We start from the raw sequence: 16345 nt of genomic DNA on the forward strand, positions 1-16345 counted from the left end.
TACCATATTTTTCACCTTTAGGGTGAAGTTTTTGCAACAGTGCGCGGCGGGGTCAACTTTGTCTTTAAATAGAATTTTAAAGGTTTTAGAAATTGAAAAACCGCCTTATTGATATTGTTAGAGTAGATATTTCGAAAATCCCAGTACAGAATTTTTTTTAGCCATTCGGCACGAAAGAACTACCTGGTGTGATCTTTCCTTTATTGACGGCCACTGCCTGCAAATCCCATGAGTCTGAAAAGTGGGTAGTGGTTCGTTGGTCAACACTTGCGTTCCGCTCCCTGCTCTTGTCCTTCTGTATTTCGCCTTTGCGTCCTTCCTTGACTTTGGCCTGCATCATAGATAGCAATAGCCATTTACAGTTTTCACGGTTGAAGGTCCAGCGGTCAATACGCTCATGGTTGCCTGCAAAAATCTTGTGAGCAATCTGATACTTCTCTGATTGTAGTGCAGGTCTGCCAAGATTGATTCGTTTTATTCGCCAGCCTCTTTTTCTCAGTTGCGCTACAAAGTCATCATTCATAGTCGTCTTTGATCCTGGCGATTTTGTATTGCCCCAATGATCTTCAATGAATGTCACTTCCTTTTTGAGGTGCGCGAGGTAATAGTCTCCAAAATCATTAGCCAGGTCATAGGTCAGTTTCGGATGCTTCACATACAAAGCATTGACTGTTCGCATCTCCCGTCCATGCTGCTGTGACACTGGTAGTGTTGATACTATAGAACCCCAGTCCACTGAAATGATCAGCGGTTTGTTTGGGTCTACATCCGTATCAAATCGGCTATCTCGTTTGCTGAGTGCTTCAAGGTTGTAGCCCAGTTTTTCCAGATAACTGAAGTTGGACTCTGCTACATAGGTGTGTAACCTGTCACTCAGCATAGGATAGAAGCCACCCTCAACTTTCCCTGGTCTTTTATTCAGCATTTCAATCATGAAAATGAATAGCGGTAAATCCCTGAATTGCTGCTCTATATATTTAAAGCCAAGGTTCTGGATATTGTCAAACGCTGAAGCTTCAGAATAGAACATCCCTTTTTTGGAAGGGAAGTACTTTAGTAGCTTGTTAAGCTTCTTGATATCCTCCCAAATCAGCAGCCTTTGTTCCTGCTCTTTTGATTGCAGGAAGTCTATCTGTAGATCAACAATTTCATTTCTGATGTCGATGATATCCGTCTGATAATCATCCTTGTAATAACTTCCATATTCCAGCAACCAATCCGCTTGGTTCATATAAGGCATGGAGCTAAAAATGAAAACACCATGGTGTAAAGGGATATGCTTAAAATAGTCAAGGTTACCACGGTTGGTGGCTGAGACTTCCTTATCAAACTTATCCTTGTCAAGCTCCAACCCTTCATCGGCTATAATTCCATCAGAGTTGACACCCCTTGCAGAACTACTATTGCCATCTTGAGATACAAATTGAAAGATTGTCCCGGTATAGAAATAAATACAGTTGTCATACTTGGCTGGCGGTTCGTAAGGCTCATCCCAGTCCCAAAGCTTTGGAGCCTTCCGGCCAATGAAAAAATGATAGTCCTTGATATAGCCAATCCGTTCCAGTGAAGCTACCGTAGAGGGAAGTGTCTTACTTAAAATGGCACTGTAGGTCCTGCCAACAAGCATCCACTTTGAGCGAGGCATAAGCTGTACAATCAAGTGCATCAGCCATGCAATCAATGAAGACTTACCTGTTCCCCTTCCCCAAATAGATATTGAAGAAGCAAACTTGTGAATCATGTATCGAAGCTGAGGTTTATTGAATTTCAGCTGCTTTATTACAAGATCATTCTTCTTCTTTTTCTTTGCCATCGAGTATCATTTTCATTTCTTCCCTACTTACTTCCATTTCCTCCATTGCATCAACCACCATTTGATGTTTTTGCTTAGGAAGGCTGGAAAGGTCCTCAAAGTCAATATCGATTACCTCACCATTTGAAATTAGCTGGATCAAGTATTGATGTGTTGGCAAATCAGGTACAGCACCGTCAGCCTGTTCAAGCCTTGAGAGCTTAATCATCTGCTCATTGGCTCGGAGCATAAACTCTACATCCTTTGCTTTAGCCGCTATCCTGAAAGCATCCATGGCCAATTCATAATGAATAGCCCTTAGACCTTCCTTCTCAGCTATATTCAAATTTCCATAAAGCCTATATGCTGCCTTGCAGTCCTTGTATGCCTGACTTTCACAGATACCGAACTCATCCATTAAGGAGATTACTACATTGGATTTTTTCTGTCCAGACAATAACATCGACCATGCAGCACGTATCCGGATTGAAGCAGCCTGTTCTTTGGCGCTCAATTCTACAGACTCATCAATGCTGTTGGCTTTGATCCTGTCCAACAGGTTGCCTTTATCATTCAGCAGTTTTTTGTAGTAACCTCCTAATTTTCTTTTCACGCGATGGATGCTTTCAGTTCAGCAAGGGTATCTTCCCACTTCTCAACTAAATGGGCCTTGCTATCATCTTTTCTGTATTTGCTAATCATCTTCTGAGCATGCACGATTTTCTTTTTAACCTCTTCCTGCTCTTCCTCAGATAGAGTTGTAGGCTCAGGCGTTGGCACTACCTTTTCCCCGTTCTTGGCTGCATCAAGTTTGTTATGCACTTCAGGAAGTATCTTGATAGCAATCTCCTTGCACCTGAGAGCGGCTTCCTTTCGTTCCTCGATATGAGTCTGAGCGTTTAGCTTGTTATGGAACAGGAAATTGAACTCATCATACAAAGCCCTTCTTTCCTTGTACAGCGGTTCCAAGCTTGCCTCATCCACCCGGTCATCAGGTTCGGTCAGCTCGGTTAAGCCTTCCTTGAAATCAACTTCCTCAGCTTCCTGCTCAGCTGGAGCTTCAGTATCTTCAGCTTCCTGCTCTGCTGTAGTTTCTTCAGCAGCTTCAAGTTTAATAGGCTGGTTTTCCTGCTTTACCTTTTCTTCCTGAGCCTTTTTACTGTTTGTGTCCTGCTCATACTTCAGGTACATGTACTTCAGTACAGAGTTAAGCTTCCGGACATTGTAGTCTGTCTTTCCTCTTTGGAATAGGGCTACAAGGTTACGGTTCTTGCCGTACTTCAGGTATAGTCTGACACCCGCCTCATAGGAGGGTGTCTTTTGTTCCAAATACTTTTTGATGTCTTTCATTATACGCCAGGAGTGATTACGCCCGTGAATGGATCTTGCACGCTGTCATCAGACAACTTTACAGTACCCATAAAAATAGGTGCAGGACCTTTTCGAGCTGATTGGAAATTGAATGTATTACCTCTTCGATCTGCTGAAGCAGCACCAGTTGTAGCAACTCCACCAGATACACGCTTGGCCGGATAGCCACGATGTCCAAGCATACGTGTTTGGCCATCCATTTCACGCACAAGGATAATGAAGTTGCCATTCTGCGTGTACTGGTCAAAACCAAGCATTTCCCCTTTGGAACCCGGATGCAAAAACTCTATGGAGTTCAATTTTGACATGCCGTCAAACTCACCCTGAGATTCCCCATCAAGCTTCAATGTCTCAATGGTTCCATAGACACGCGTGAACCCTACAGTATTGGCGAATACAATATCTCCCGTGATCGTCACCAAATCTGACAGCAGGTTATCTACATAAGCAGGTTCGTCAGATACAGGAACAGGAAGCGTTACAATATCTTCAAGTTTGGCAATGGCAAGGATCTGTTCCAGTCCCCCAGGGTTTGGCTCGCCATCGTTCCATAAAACATCTTCTAACATGATTGATATGATTTGTAAGAAGTGAGAGAATAGGTCTGATTGGCGTTATCAATCAGACCTTTATTGGTTAGGCTTGGTCGTTGATCCAAACCGCATCTAGGGTGGCAAACTGAACACCAAAGGCAAGCGCAAGGAAGATGGCCAACGTTTTAGGGTTGGTCTTCATTACCTCGATTTTCTCCTGGTCAGATTCACCGTCAATACCCACACACATATTCCATTCAGGAGAAATGATCACACGTTGAGAGGTACCCATTCCAGCCAAAGGAACAATCTCACACATACCCGCTGAGCCTTCCAAGTAGGTTTGCTCATACTTGGTATTGTATGGATTTGCACCAGTCTCGGCTTTGTAATCGTCACAATATTTATCGTAAACATTGTAACTCATGTACATCTTAACAGGTCTGCTTCTGAAGGCATCGTCAATTTGACGGTACATGTCTTTAAGCTTCGTTAGTGCATCCGCTGAAGTGATTGCACCTGTAGCAATGACGTTACCTCTTGTAAGGTCAAAACCTTCTGTTGCATCACCAGCATTGTCTATCGCTGATTGCGCGCCAATGGCAAGCTCATCCGTGATGATCTTAAAGAAGCCATTATTCACATCCACCGCATCGGTACCAGCACTGTTATAGATGCCATTAAACAGGACATCCATATTCAGTTCATGACCTACAGTAGCGAGAATCTGCTCAAAAAATTCTTTCTCAAAAGGATGGTCACTTGCATCGACACCCTTTTTCATAAGCATGGCTAACCATGACTTACGGTATTCCAATGGGTTTTCTTCCAAGTTGACCTCACCAATCTGTACCTGCAAGGTCCTTGGCTTGATGGCACCCACATTGGCTTTTTTAGACCAATCCTTACCGTAAGGTTTTAGGAGCTTTTCAAGTTGCAGCGTGGAAAGAACATAACGGTCCTTGATTCCTGGCAAGACATTAAAGTGATTGAAAATGTCATCCATGGAAGTGGTGGGGATGGTAATCAGCTCTCGCTGAAATTCCTCACAGTATTGCTGTAATGCTTCAATATTAATAGCGTCAGGCATTTCTATGAAATGTTAGAAGGTGAAGGATTATTTTCTCATTCTGGCGATACGCTCCTGTCTTTGTTTTCCGACAGTAGAAAAGTGAGCGGCTTCAGCGTCAGTAGATGGGCTGCTGTCGTTGTCGCTATTGCCAGTAGCTGGTTGCGTACTGCTTGCGGACGGACTCTTTTCCAGCTCCTGGATACGAGCCTCAAGCGTAGCTATATTTTCGTTAGCTGCTGAAAGATCAGAGTTGGCTGTTTCCAAATTGGCATTGGCAGTTTCAAGCTGCGTTTGTACCGCTTCTGATGCAGCCAAAGACTGCTCGATGGTATCCATCTGTTCGTTGTTAAGCACAACGCCCTCTTCTGTAGCGTCAAGCTCAGTAGCGTTTAAAGCTGCAAAAGTGCGTGCCCATTTGTTGGTGGTGATATTTGACATTTTGGTATTGGTCTTTTTTGAAGAATTTGATTTATCTGTAAGTGCGGATAACCTTTTGAGTGCAAAGTTTTCATCTCCAATGGCATCGATCAGACCAACTTCCAATGCTTCGCTGCTGGTGAAAATGGCTCCTTTGAACAAGGTCTTATGATTTAGCTTCAACTTTCCACGTCGGTTTTTCTTGATACCGTTCACAAAGGCATTGTTAAGTGGGTTCAGGATTTTTTGCTTATATGGTTCAGTGTTACCTTCCATCAATGCCCTGTACTCACTGTTTTTTTCTGAGGCATCATCAGCGTAAATACTATTGAACTTTACGCCCAAACTTTCCCAATACTCACGGTCATCTACATAATTCATCATTGCACCAATAGAGCCGATCAGGTTGGTATCATGTGAGCTAATAATCTCATCTGCTGCACTGGCAATCCACATAGCAGCAGAAGCGGCCATTCCATCACTGACAAAAGCAGCAACAGGTTTACGGGTATTTCGGATTGTATCTACCAATGTTTGTGTACCATCAGCCTGACCACCTGGAGAGTCAATATCCAACAGGATAGCGTCAATATCCGGATCATTATCAAAGGCAATAATTTGTTTTGATTTGGTAATGGTCCCCTCAGGGCCACACTGTTGGTCATTCTTCATGACAACACCATGGATCTTGACAACCCCGAATCTTCTCTGCTTACTTACTCCACTGGAGGCAACAGTATAATTCATCGTGTTGGAGCGGTGCGCTTCCCGAAGCTGAGCAAGGTCTTTTCCTTCCCAGAAACTACGTCCGGACAATATGGAGTTGATCAGTGGTACAAATCCTTTGACAGAGTCTTGATTAATAGCCCAGACGCTATTAAGTATGGTAGAAATAAGTGCTGTATTCATTGCGCTTCAGTTCGGTGATTCGATTTTGAAGCAATAACAGGATAGGAGATGTTTTCCCGTAGGACAAAAAGTTGTTCAATAGAAAGGTGAAAAAGCCTCCCGGTGATGGGAGGCTTTCTTGTTATATAGTGGCCAGTGTTGTTCCACTTACATTCTTGACAGTAAAGGTACCGCCACTGTTTTTGATTACGGTAAAGTCATCGGCAACAACATCGCTGGTATCTGCTACCGTTATTTCCAAATCCCCTTCCGTAATGATATAGTTTGCATTGGAGTTCCCATCATCGTTATAGCGGGACACCCACTGACAACCCGACCAATCCAAGACACCACTCATACCATTTCCCCTGTAGTTGAGTCTTCTCAGTTCTCCATTCACATTAAGCATGTTCCTTATTTTACCCTCTATATTGAAAAAGAAATTGTAACTCCTGAAGCCGAACTCGACATTGGCAAAATCATAATCAAAGTTATCAGGCATGGAGTCCATATTCCTGAACAGGATCTGAGACCTTACTGAGTAACTACCTGCCTTGAATGGTGTTACGCCAGTCACCAATGGCAATTCAAAAAGATAGAGGTACCCATTACCAAACTCGTTATGTATCCTGACGTTTGACAGGTCCAGTACCCCTGTAAGGTTAGGCAAATAAGAAATCACAAAGTCACCTTTACCCAAGTTGGTAGTGTTAGAGAATAGCAAAGTATCACAAGCCATTTGCGACAGGCTAAACTGAGGGTATCCAGTATCCGAAGGATCACTGATATCCACATCAAAATCAAGCCCACTAAAGTCAGCCGTACCAACTGTATTACCAATGGTTGCCAGTAATGGATTGTTGGATACAATACATACACCATTGTTGTTTTGGTACCCACCTGCATAGGTAGTTTGTATTGATTTCACCTTCTCCAGTAATGGGTGGTTGTTGATTCTCAGCTCTATAGTACGATCATCTGTGTAATTGATAGGCATATCAATCTCCTGCAATATATCATTGTCCCTTGCATAGAACCTTACCAGTGCTGTATCTGCAAATGAGATCCTTTCCAGTTTAGGATTGTACCATAACCTGAAATAGGCATTGCCCTGAAGTACAGATAACTTTGAGTCACTACCGTCTATCAGGCGTAAATTCGCATTATTGTTGGCTATAAACTGTCTTCCGCCATTTACCTCATCTCCAATAATTGACTCCTTGAAGATGATTTCCTCCAGATTTGTTTGATCATTGATAGTGAAAAAGTCTCCAAACCTTGCATACAATGCTTTAAATGTCCCCTTGATGGCATCATTGCCAAATTCTGAATTGTTGATGCTTATATCCTGATAGTTATTAGGATCATCATTTACACTGGCTACCGCCAATACCATCATATCACCATCATCATTAATAGCATATCGGGTAATACTGCTTGATGCCCCTTGGTCGCTTTGATATCCGCTATCCTTTTCAAAAAAGACATTGGCACATTGCAGCCTTTCCCGCAGTGGGTTTTTCAGTACCTGCTCTATATAGTTGTCATCCCCAAAGAAGCTCAGGTAAAACCAGTGGCTCCATAGCTTGATGGTCATCTGACTGCCAGCTTCCTGCAACAGCTCATTGAACACGTCCAGATAGACAGCTGCAATACGGTTAAGTGAAAGGTCATAGGTGGCTGTAGAAGCATTTGCCGCATCAGTAAAATCTACATTATAGATGCTTAGCTTTTTCATATCAAGCTCTATCAGGCTATCAGGTTCCGTATGGTAAAATTCCACAATCGATCCCTCCAAACCATAGTACGATTCCATACCAGTGGCATTGATAAACACATTGTTGTATGGTCCCCGGACAATGATCAGCCCTTCTCCTGAATTCTGAGAAAAACGGTTACGCAGATCAAAATACCCTTTCTTCATCTTCACTTTCACAAGGCCAAAAGTAGCGGTCGTAAATGTCCAGCCTTCCCCGTTGCCGTCAAAGTTCTCTCCGCCCAGCTTTTCCATCAGGTCAATACATGATTGGTCTGGTTCCTCTCCAGGAATAAGCGGAAACCCTTGTGCTGAAGACTCAAACCCAAACTCATCTACCAGTACGCCAATCTTAAAGGTACGTCCTGTAAAGGTCTGATTACTGCCAATGTTATCGACCTGTTCCAGTATTGACAAAAGCTTATCCTTTTGGAGTATGGCATTGGTAACATCTACCGTAACATCTTGCTGCTTAATCCAATCACCCAAAGTCAGGTTCAGGTTATTGGCATTCTTCAAACATAAGTAAACAAGGTTGGTCCATCCGGCATCGCTCAGGTCTACATCACCCGAAATCAGTGCATCACAAAACTGAAATCCTGATACGGAGCTTTTACCATCTTCCAAATACAGATAGGAAAGTCCTGCATCCGGATCATGTACCCATTCATAATTGTTGGTGCCCTGTACCAGTAGTGCTTCAGGGTTGCCACTCTCTACAATAAGGTCTGGTATCTTGACTTCTGTTTCGGTGGCTCCCTCATAGAATGGAATATCACAAGCTGACTGATAACGGCAAGATAGGCGGTACCCGTTTTTGTCAGCAGTTTGAGCGCCTGATCCGTCATCATAGGTGATCCGGGCTGGAAGCTCCTTGGTGCCAACGGCTCTTACGTCTCCGTTCTGATACTCACAAAGCAGGATCAACTCTTTCCCTATTATCTCGCTTAGCTCGGTGGTTACAATCTCCCGCACCTTTGGGAGCTGGAAAGAAAGTGCCGTATCAAAGTATTCTCCCTGGCTACTTTGGTTTTCCTTAACTGTCAGTGAGCCGCTTTCCTGCGTGAAGTAGATTTCCTTCCACACCTTGGTAGGATACAGCTCTATATCACCATCCAGCTTGGCACCTATTTGTTCGGGAAAGGAGGCTATTTCCTCTTCCAGTACGTACTGGATCTTGGCCAGTCCGCCAATATTGGTTTGTCCTGAGTAGGTTGTCATGTTGTTATCAATTAGAAAAGTATATCATCATTTGTATTGGTGGCGAGAAAATGATCCAGCTCTTTTTTGTGGTTTGAGCGTTGCCAAGTCTTGTAGGCTGTTTCACGCTGGAGGTCATCTTCAGAGATTTGGTGAAGCTCCAAAAACTCACTGATGATCAAAAGCACATTATGGCCATGGTTACGCTTGGCATTGTAGAGCACAAAGTCCAGCATTTCTTTGCAAAACCATTCCTTGATCAGTCGTTGGAGGCGGTACCGTCTGGATAGTGTAGGGTTGTGCATCAGTACATGCACACGGTTGTACTTCTCTGCTTGCTCCAGCATATGGAGCATACGTTTACGGTCAGGTCCTTTCTGACCGATACATAAATTAGGATTGATGCGAAGCCGTTTCTGCTTGTTGCGCTTCTTCAAAAACTTGTACAGGTAATTATCCAGCAAAAGTACTGTAGGGCTTAACCTCATTGACATAGGTCATGGATTTGATTTCCACAAAAAAATAAGCTGGATAATGGGTAGTGTAAGAGGGGTTGATTGGGATATACATTTGTCCGTTATAGACCTTTCTAATAGGACAAATGTACATAAAATAGGACAAATGTACATGGTCAAAATCTTGGATATGTCAGATTTTGTACTATTCCCATAATTCTGACCAAATACGAAATTTCAGTGATTTAGTGGCTCCGTGGAGAGTTGGGAAAAAGTGTTGATTTTGTTGATTTGTTGATAGTCTATGTTAAGTGTTAGTTTATCAATGAGTTATAAGATCAACATTTTTGGTAAATCTGATCAACAGCATGTTGTTTGTTGATCGGTTTTTGACCCTTTTTGGTGTGTTTTGTTAAAATACTTTAAAAAACCTGACTAATTCTCTCCTTAGCTGATCAACACTTTTGTTGATTATCAACATTTTTAAAAATTTTGTTGATTGTGTAAGTTATTGATAGTTAGTTTTTTATATACCATTATCAACAAATCAACAAAATCAACACTATTTTCAACTTCGCTGAGTTTTACTGAGAACTAAATCTTTAGTTATTGTATTATCCCTATTTTTTTTTCGATTCGTTTTTTTTCAGGCATAAAAAAGCCTTTGGGAATCCAAAGGCTGTTGATCTGTTGTTTTGTTGATAATCAATCCAGACTATCCAATGCATATTCTTCCTGCCATTTATAAGATTTTCCTGCAACCGTATCTTTTATGTCTTTATTGAAGTCGATAATAGCCGGGAGTAGGAGCAGCACCATCACACATATCAGACAGATAAAACCAATAATGGCGGTGTAATTAATATTTCTTTCCATCATAAACAGGTTTAGTTGTCCATACATTTAGGGCACGTCTTACCATCCACGTATAGTTTGTCTTCACAATACCAACATTGCATGGTTTTTTTTGGTCTATCAACTGGTCTAGTTCGATTAAATGCCAATCTCCATCCTGCATGAAGAAACAAGTCCACGCCTTTGTAGTTGGCCACTTGCATAATTGCGGCTAACGCTGCACCTGCCTGATATTCTCGTGTTGTTCCTGGTCCTTCCGGATCAAGTGCTAGTACCTTTTTTTCGGCATATACCAGGGCATGTTCTATACTTTTGAATGTAGGTTGTTTTCCTGCCAGGTTCTTTTCATACACATAGCCAATGGTACTGATCATTAGCTTCCCTTCATTGTTGCTAATCCAATCACAAATCCAAAGAAAAGAACTTGCTAATTTATCCTCAAAAGTGTCTTTGATAAAGATTGGGTAAAATGTCTGAATATGGAAGTTGAACGTTTCTGGATTTACAAAATTCACAAGAGTTAAACTGTTAATGTAATGTTTGATATATGCTTTTTTGTTGAGGTTTGCAGCTTCAGCTGCTTTTCCCAGGTCAGAGCTTGCCCTTAGTATATTGTGATATTGACAATGTTCTTCTTCTTTAAAGTCTTTTGATTTTACTCTGATATAGGCATTGTGTATAAACTGAGTAAGCCGAGTTGATTTTGCCATTGATTTTTGTAGTTAAAATGGGAGGGGTGAGAAGTCCCTCCCGTTAGGTGAAAAATGCACGAGTTTATTCAGAATCATCATCATCACTGTCATAGTAATAATCGTCATCATCATCATCGTATGACCATATATTTTGACTTCCTTTCTTCTTGTCTAATAAGCTTCCCAGTAGTGAGACGAAAGCCAAGACAATAAAGTAGAGTAGCATTACTTTTATAAGGGCCATGGTTTTAGGGGTTATTGATTAATAATAAGATGTGGGAGTCCCTGATCCATCTCTTTGATCACGTTTAAACTCAGCATTGACTTTTGCTTCTATAGCTTCATCCATATCATAAAAAACACCAACCTCTTTATAGTAATGAGTATGACCTTTTGGCTTTTTCATAAGCTTTATGATATTATTTTCGAAGATTTCAAGTTTGAATTTTTCTTGATCGATATGGTTTCTTATTTCTCGATGATGTTTTTTAGACTCTTTTAGTTTTTTAGCATCATCTATATTTAGAAAAATGACCAAGGCTATCAACATGAAAAGAAAGCCTAACTCAATGCTTAGAATTATTCCATTAGAACTACTCATTATTATTAATGAAAAGGTGTTTGTACTCAGTGAATGTGATTTCTTTACAGTCTTTTGGAGGGTCAAACTTAAATGTATCGCTGACCATAAAACCATAGTATTTTTTATTTCTAAATGAGTATCCTATATGATTAGGAAAGCCTTTATAACCGACGCATTGATTCAGCTCTTTTCTACCTATTAGAAGACATTCATCCATTTCTTTTTGTATCGTCTTACCTAATTTGGTGTTCAGTTTTGGCATCCATTCATGACTAGAATTATAGACGTTCTTCCAAACCTTGGTATCCACCTCAACATCCTTATCAAAGGTTACAGAGGAAAAACCTCCTTGAGCTGCAAAGTCATCAGGACGGTAATGTTTAATGTTGTACTTAAAACAGAAATCAATTTGATCATCATAAGCTTGTTCCATTCTTCTTTCCAGTTCCTGAAACTTCTTACCTGTCTCGGTTTTCTTTTCTGTGATATAATAAATCGTTGCCATGGTTATACTTCGGGTTCAAGTTCTACAATGATGTTATTGTCCATATAGCGTCTGACGCTTTTGATCTGCTCAGGAAGGTCTAAGCTGATTTTTTGCATCATGCGAGAGAAAGTGGAAAGTCCCAGACCTGCATTTGAAATGTCCTGCTTCATCTGCTTTTCCATCTTGCGTTTAGCTTGTCTATTGATTGCTCGTTTGATTCGTTTTTCCCATTCTTCTTTGGTTATGGCTCGGGCATTTTGAAACATCACGTTTTTGTATTCCTCAAAATAGCTGCTGGCCACTGATACCATAAGTCTGAAGTGATACTCATCGCTGCCGGAAAGCGATTCGACGTATGGGAATATCTCATCGGTCTTTTTGTCCAGCAGGTCAAACTCAGGGCTGTTAGGCATTTCATACAGCGTGATAAAGCTTTCGGCTTTCCTCTCGAAGTTTTTGTACTTGAGCTTCATTGCTTGGTTGCCACTGGCAAAGCTGCGGTAATAAGCCAGCGCGATATATAAGGCTGTCTCGAAGCGGTGAACCTTGTTGATTATTGCTTCGGTTACACCTTCAGGTTTTTTGAACTTAGGTTCGTAATAGTCTAGGATATGCATCAGAATAAGTTTAGTTGGTTAGGATCTTTTTTCTCATGTTTCGTCAATGGCTCAAATGCTTTGCATGTATCGTTTAGGTTTTGAGCAATGCCCATCATTTCAGCCACTTCAATGGGGATAGTATCCTGGTAAAAGATGATTTCAAGTGCCAGTTTCCCGATACACTCCTGACCTGTTTTCACCAGTTGGATACTCTCTTTCAGCAATGGCAGCTCATATTTCGGGTGGTGAGCTGATAGGCATTTTCGGCATTTCAGACAGTTCTGATCTTTCCATTCCGTTACCTGCCAAGCATGGTCAAATGGGTTGATGGTATCTGTCCGTTTATGCCCTTCAGCCAGTTGCTGTATATGGTTGAGGTTTTTGTTTAGGTCCATGCTACTCCTTCTTTGTTTAGATAGCTGATAATGTTTCTTATCCTCATATATTCCTGGTGCATCAGCTGGTATTCCAGTTGCTTATCCTCATATACTTTTGGATCGGTTTCTCCCATCATCTGAGCAAGTCTGATTTGTTCAGATTTCTTTGACTTTTGATCCTGTAACATATCATGGTACCAGTTCAAGCAATCACTGAAGCAGTCGAAGTCTGGCTTTAATTCATCCGGATAATTATTGAGTTTACCTAGGTTGGCTCTGTACTCCAGTGCTGCTTTTGTAGCCTTGAATATTAGTTCGAGGTCTTCACTTTGAATCGTTATCATATTAGAAAGGAGGTTTAAATTGAATCTTGTCGTAATTGTCTGAGATCACTACTGTTCTGTCTTTCTCGCTCCAGTCGTGAAAGCTCTGTATATGCTTGCGCCATTGATCCTGTTTGATTGGGTTATCTACCTTTCGGTTAAACCTTTCCATCAAGTCTTCCATTTCTATCCACCTGCTGTTAATTGGCTGAGCTTTGAGGTATTCAAATACCAGGTCTTCAGCGTTGCCGTTCAGGTGAATTTTGGCGGTTTCAACCAAGTAGTTTTCCTCATCAATGTTCAGGTCGTCGATTGTCTTACCCTTGATTCTTTCAAATTCTTCAGGTGTTAACCAATCTTCAGCTTGAAGCTCGTAATAGCGGTTTTTGGGAATCCTGTACTCGCTGGTGTTCTTGATTTTCTCTCTGTAATAGATGTACTGAAGGTTGCCTTTATGGTCTTTTTCCACATCCAAAGGGATGTAGATAAATGACACACTTGTACTTAGGGTTTTGTATCCTTTTTCTGCAAACACTCGCTTGATGTCATCAGGGCTGTACTTAAACTTGGCGGTGTCTTTCATCAGGTCACAAAGTACCTTTGGGTGTATCCTGACCGTTTGCACATTGAAGTTGAGGAAAAGGTCTCTCATAAAGGTTTCGACCTCTTTCATGGCCATTGGCTTTGAATGCTTGATCACATTGAAAAACTCTTCCGTTTGAATGTGCTTTACATTGAACCAAAGACGGCCCATCTTCATTTCGGCAATGCTGTTGTTTCGGGCATTGGGGTTTACATGGTGGATAGGAGTCTGGACTAACATGCTCAGGAATGCAGGGACTTCTTCCTTCATCATCTGCAGCATGTTTGGTTTTGTCTCTTGTAGTACTGGCGGTTTCAGCATAAAGAAACGGTCCTCATCATCAGAGTCAATCTTCATGATATTATCCTCATGGTTTGAGGTGGCTATGAAGTGAGCAAAGTTGGATACTTCAGACTTGATCACACCTTTTGGTTCCATCAATCTTGTGTGTCCTGTGATCAAATCCTTTAGCATGTTCATCGCCTGGTCTCTTTCACTTTCTACCTTAATTTCTTCCAGACCTATATATGTCTTGTAAGCGTTGTGTGAGTTGAACCTGCCTAACAGGTCGTTGATATCAGTAACCATGGCATTGGCTCCAAAGATGTATCGCATCAGGTTGAGTAAGGTTGACTTACCTGTTCCACGCTCGCGGCTCATCAGGATGACCATAGGGAGTCTGGCTTTTGGATAGCGATAGGCAATCCGGAACCAGTCAAGCAATACCGTTAATCTGTCTCCCAATATTGGTGCATCCCATTCCGCATTCCCTTGTGAGATATGGTGGAAATAGCTTAGGATATTGGGACATGCTTCTGCTGCTTCTTCAGCAGTTTTGAAATTGCCAGGATAAACATTCAGCGGTTCGTAGACATTGTAATAGTCAAACTCCAACCTGCCTTTGCTGGTGGTAAACCTCCGTTGGTAGTTCTTGGTGTTGTCCGGCTCAAGCGCCAGCCCATCATAAGCGGGGATGTCTTTGATAAAATCCGCTCCATATTTCCTTTTTACCGATTCGTAGGAAGTTGGCTGCATGCCTCGTACAAACAGGTCAGCATTTTCGCCCAAATACTGGACTGACATCAGTACAATCTTATCCAAGATTTGAATATACTTGTCTGCATCTACGTGCTTGATCTTTTTGATCTCACCCCTGATCAGTTGGTAAATGCAAGACTTATAGATAAACTCAGACTTGTCAATATCTCCAAACCTGTTATAGATATTATAGAAGTCTTGTACCGTGTGATCCTGAAAGTCGATACCAAAGTAGCGGTACAGGTGTTCCATTTCTCCATCAGCCAGCTTGACATGATCAAACCATTTGTTTTCATGTTCGCTGCTTAGGGATTTAATGATTTCTTCTTCGTGATCCGGAAATTCGAACAGCATCCTATCCAGTGTTCGGGCTTGCTGCCAGTAGTCCGCCTTGATTACTTTCAGTACGATTCTTTTGGTTGCAATACCTTTCCGTTTGGTTAGGTAGTTAAAAGCCTTGTGGAATGACTTGATCTGTTTTGTCAAACCTGCGGGCTTTTTATAGAGGTCTTTGTTTGGGTGGTATTTGTTGACTCTTGTATCAGATGGGTAGAGTATTGTCAGTACTTCAGGAGTTAGTTTGTCCAGGATATCGGTCAGCTCTTTTACTGGCTCCATTGAATCGTAATTGAACAAGTCGTAAAACTTTTGAACCAATACGATGTCATCCCCTTGTAAACTTCCTTCAATTCCTTCGGTTTCTGACCCTAGCACAATGATTACATTTTTGGAAAGGTTCTTTCCATCCATGGTCATCTTAGCTTCAATTGCCTGTGAAAAAAGTATCGTTGAGGTATTCATAATATTTTACTGATTGCGTCTTCTGCGGTTAATGTCTTTTCTGTTTCCTCGTAGGGAATTTCTTCTTCCATAAATCTGATCAGGGCATAGAGCCTTACAATGCTTCGGCTCTTTGCTTGGATCGTGTCTTGGTCTGTCTCCTGCTGGATGGCAAACCAAAACTTGAACATCATCACCTTAAACTCTGCTATGCGGTGCTTATCGATCAGGTCGGATGACTCTAGCATATGCGCTGATTCCATGCGTCCTTTTTCCAATTGCACTTTCATTGAATTGCGGCTAACGAAAGCGTTGTGCCGCTGTACCAAGTCCTGTTTTACACCATTATAAATGGAGGTGGTGGTTTGCATGATCTTCTTATAGAAGGTCAGCTCTTCGGTGATATACTTGCGGCTCTTCTCGTTGCACCAACTTTGCTGTAGTGTCCATTCCTTTTTTTGGATGGCCTTTTGCAGGTCGTTGGTCAGGAACTGGAAGTGCTTCTGATGTGTGGGTGTTGCGCTCATCTGTTATCCTCCTTTTT

Annotated in this window: 18 protein-coding genes; all 18 read right to left on the reverse strand. The window is 41.7% G+C overall.

Annotated elements, in window-relative coordinates:
• Positions 1 to 157: 157 nt before the first annotated feature.
• The gene (locus tag V6R21_RS32285; protein ID WP_334241710.1) at positions 158 to 1813 is read right to left on the reverse strand and encodes a hypothetical protein; all 1656 of its coding nucleotides are present in this window, start codon (positions 1811 to 1813) and stop codon (positions 158 to 160) included.
• Complete coding sequence (locus V6R21_RS32290; RefSeq protein WP_334241712.1) at positions 1788 to 2405, reverse strand: hypothetical protein; 618 nt, start codon at positions 2403 to 2405, stop codon at positions 1788 to 1790. Before V6R21_RS32290 ends, V6R21_RS32285 begins: the two co-directional genes overlap by 26 nt.
• On the reverse strand, positions 2402 to 3142 hold the full coding sequence (locus V6R21_RS32295) for a hypothetical protein (RefSeq protein ID WP_334241714.1): 741 nt from the start codon (positions 3140 to 3142) through the stop codon (positions 2402 to 2404). The genes V6R21_RS32290 and V6R21_RS32295 overlap by 4 nt, the downstream gene beginning before the upstream one ends.
• A complete protein-coding gene (locus V6R21_RS32300) occupies positions 3142 to 3732 on the reverse strand; it encodes a hypothetical protein (RefSeq protein WP_334247585.1) in 591 nt (196 codons plus the stop codon). The genes V6R21_RS32295 and V6R21_RS32300 overlap by 1 nt, the downstream gene beginning before the upstream one ends.
• 67 nt (positions 3733 to 3799) lie before the next feature.
• The gene (locus V6R21_RS32305; RefSeq protein WP_334241718.1) at positions 3800 to 4786 is read right to left on the reverse strand and encodes a hypothetical protein; all 987 of its coding nucleotides are present in this window, start codon (positions 4784 to 4786) and stop codon (positions 3800 to 3802) included.
• Between the two features lie 27 nt (positions 4787 to 4813).
• Positions 4814 to 6094 (reverse strand): S49 family peptidase, encoded by a 1281-nt coding sequence (locus tag V6R21_RS32310; RefSeq protein ID WP_334241721.1) that lies wholly within the window; start codon positions 6092 to 6094, stop codon positions 4814 to 4816.
• A gap of 121 nt (positions 6095 to 6215) precedes the next feature.
• A complete protein-coding gene (locus V6R21_RS32315; RefSeq protein ID WP_334241723.1) occupies positions 6216 to 9050 on the reverse strand; it encodes a hypothetical protein in 2835 nt (944 codons plus the stop codon).
• Positions 9051 to 9061: 11 nt separating this feature from the next.
• Positions 9062 to 9523, reverse strand: a complete 462-nt coding sequence (locus tag V6R21_RS32320) for a hypothetical protein (RefSeq protein ID WP_334241724.1) — start codon at positions 9521 to 9523, stop codon at positions 9062 to 9064.
• Positions 9524 to 10189: 666 nt separating this feature from the next.
• Positions 10190 to 10387, reverse strand: a complete 198-nt coding sequence (locus V6R21_RS32325) for a hypothetical protein (protein ID WP_334241726.1) — start codon at positions 10385 to 10387, stop codon at positions 10190 to 10192.
• The gene (locus tag V6R21_RS32330; protein ID WP_334241729.1) at positions 10372 to 11049 is read right to left on the reverse strand and encodes a hypothetical protein; all 678 of its coding nucleotides are present in this window, start codon (positions 11047 to 11049) and stop codon (positions 10372 to 10374) included. The genes V6R21_RS32325 and V6R21_RS32330 overlap by 16 nt, the downstream gene beginning before the upstream one ends.
• Before the next feature lie 64 nt (positions 11050 to 11113).
• The gene (locus tag V6R21_RS32335) at positions 11114 to 11275 is read right to left on the reverse strand and encodes a hypothetical protein (RefSeq protein ID WP_334241731.1); all 162 of its coding nucleotides are present in this window, start codon (positions 11273 to 11275) and stop codon (positions 11114 to 11116) included.
• 18 nt (positions 11276 to 11293) lie between these two features.
• The gene (locus V6R21_RS32340; RefSeq protein WP_334241733.1) at positions 11294 to 11632 is read right to left on the reverse strand and encodes a hypothetical protein; all 339 of its coding nucleotides are present in this window, start codon (positions 11630 to 11632) and stop codon (positions 11294 to 11296) included.
• Positions 11625 to 12119, reverse strand: a complete 495-nt coding sequence (locus V6R21_RS32345) for a hypothetical protein (RefSeq protein ID WP_334241735.1) — start codon at positions 12117 to 12119, stop codon at positions 11625 to 11627. The genes V6R21_RS32340 and V6R21_RS32345 overlap by 8 nt, the downstream gene beginning before the upstream one ends.
• Before the next feature lie 2 nt (positions 12120 to 12121).
• Complete coding sequence (locus V6R21_RS32350) at positions 12122 to 12718, reverse strand: hypothetical protein (RefSeq protein ID WP_334241737.1); 597 nt, start codon at positions 12716 to 12718, stop codon at positions 12122 to 12124.
• Complete coding sequence (locus tag V6R21_RS32355) at positions 12718 to 13095, reverse strand: hypothetical protein (protein ID WP_334241738.1); 378 nt, start codon at positions 13093 to 13095, stop codon at positions 12718 to 12720. The genes V6R21_RS32350 and V6R21_RS32355 overlap by 1 nt, the downstream gene beginning before the upstream one ends.
• Positions 13086 to 13421 carry a hypothetical protein gene (locus tag V6R21_RS32360; RefSeq protein ID WP_334241741.1) on the reverse strand — a complete coding sequence of 112 codons (336 nt, stop codon included), beginning with the start codon at positions 13419 to 13421 and terminating at the stop codon, positions 13086 to 13088. Before V6R21_RS32360 ends, V6R21_RS32355 begins: the two co-directional genes overlap by 10 nt.
• Position 13422: 1 nt before the next feature.
• On the reverse strand, positions 13423 to 15822 hold the full coding sequence (locus V6R21_RS32365) for a primase-helicase family protein (RefSeq protein ID WP_334241743.1): 2400 nt from the start codon (positions 15820 to 15822) through the stop codon (positions 13423 to 13425).
• Positions 15819 to 16328, reverse strand: a complete 510-nt coding sequence (locus tag V6R21_RS32370) for a hypothetical protein (protein WP_334241745.1) — start codon at positions 16326 to 16328, stop codon at positions 15819 to 15821. Before V6R21_RS32370 ends, V6R21_RS32365 begins: the two co-directional genes overlap by 4 nt.
• Positions 16329 to 16345: the final 17 nt, after the last annotated feature.

Source organism: Limibacter armeniacum (assembly GCF_036880985.1).
In the GTDB taxonomy this organism is placed as follows: Bacteria; Bacteroidota; Bacteroidia; order Cytophagales; family Flammeovirgaceae; genus Limibacter; species Limibacter armeniacum.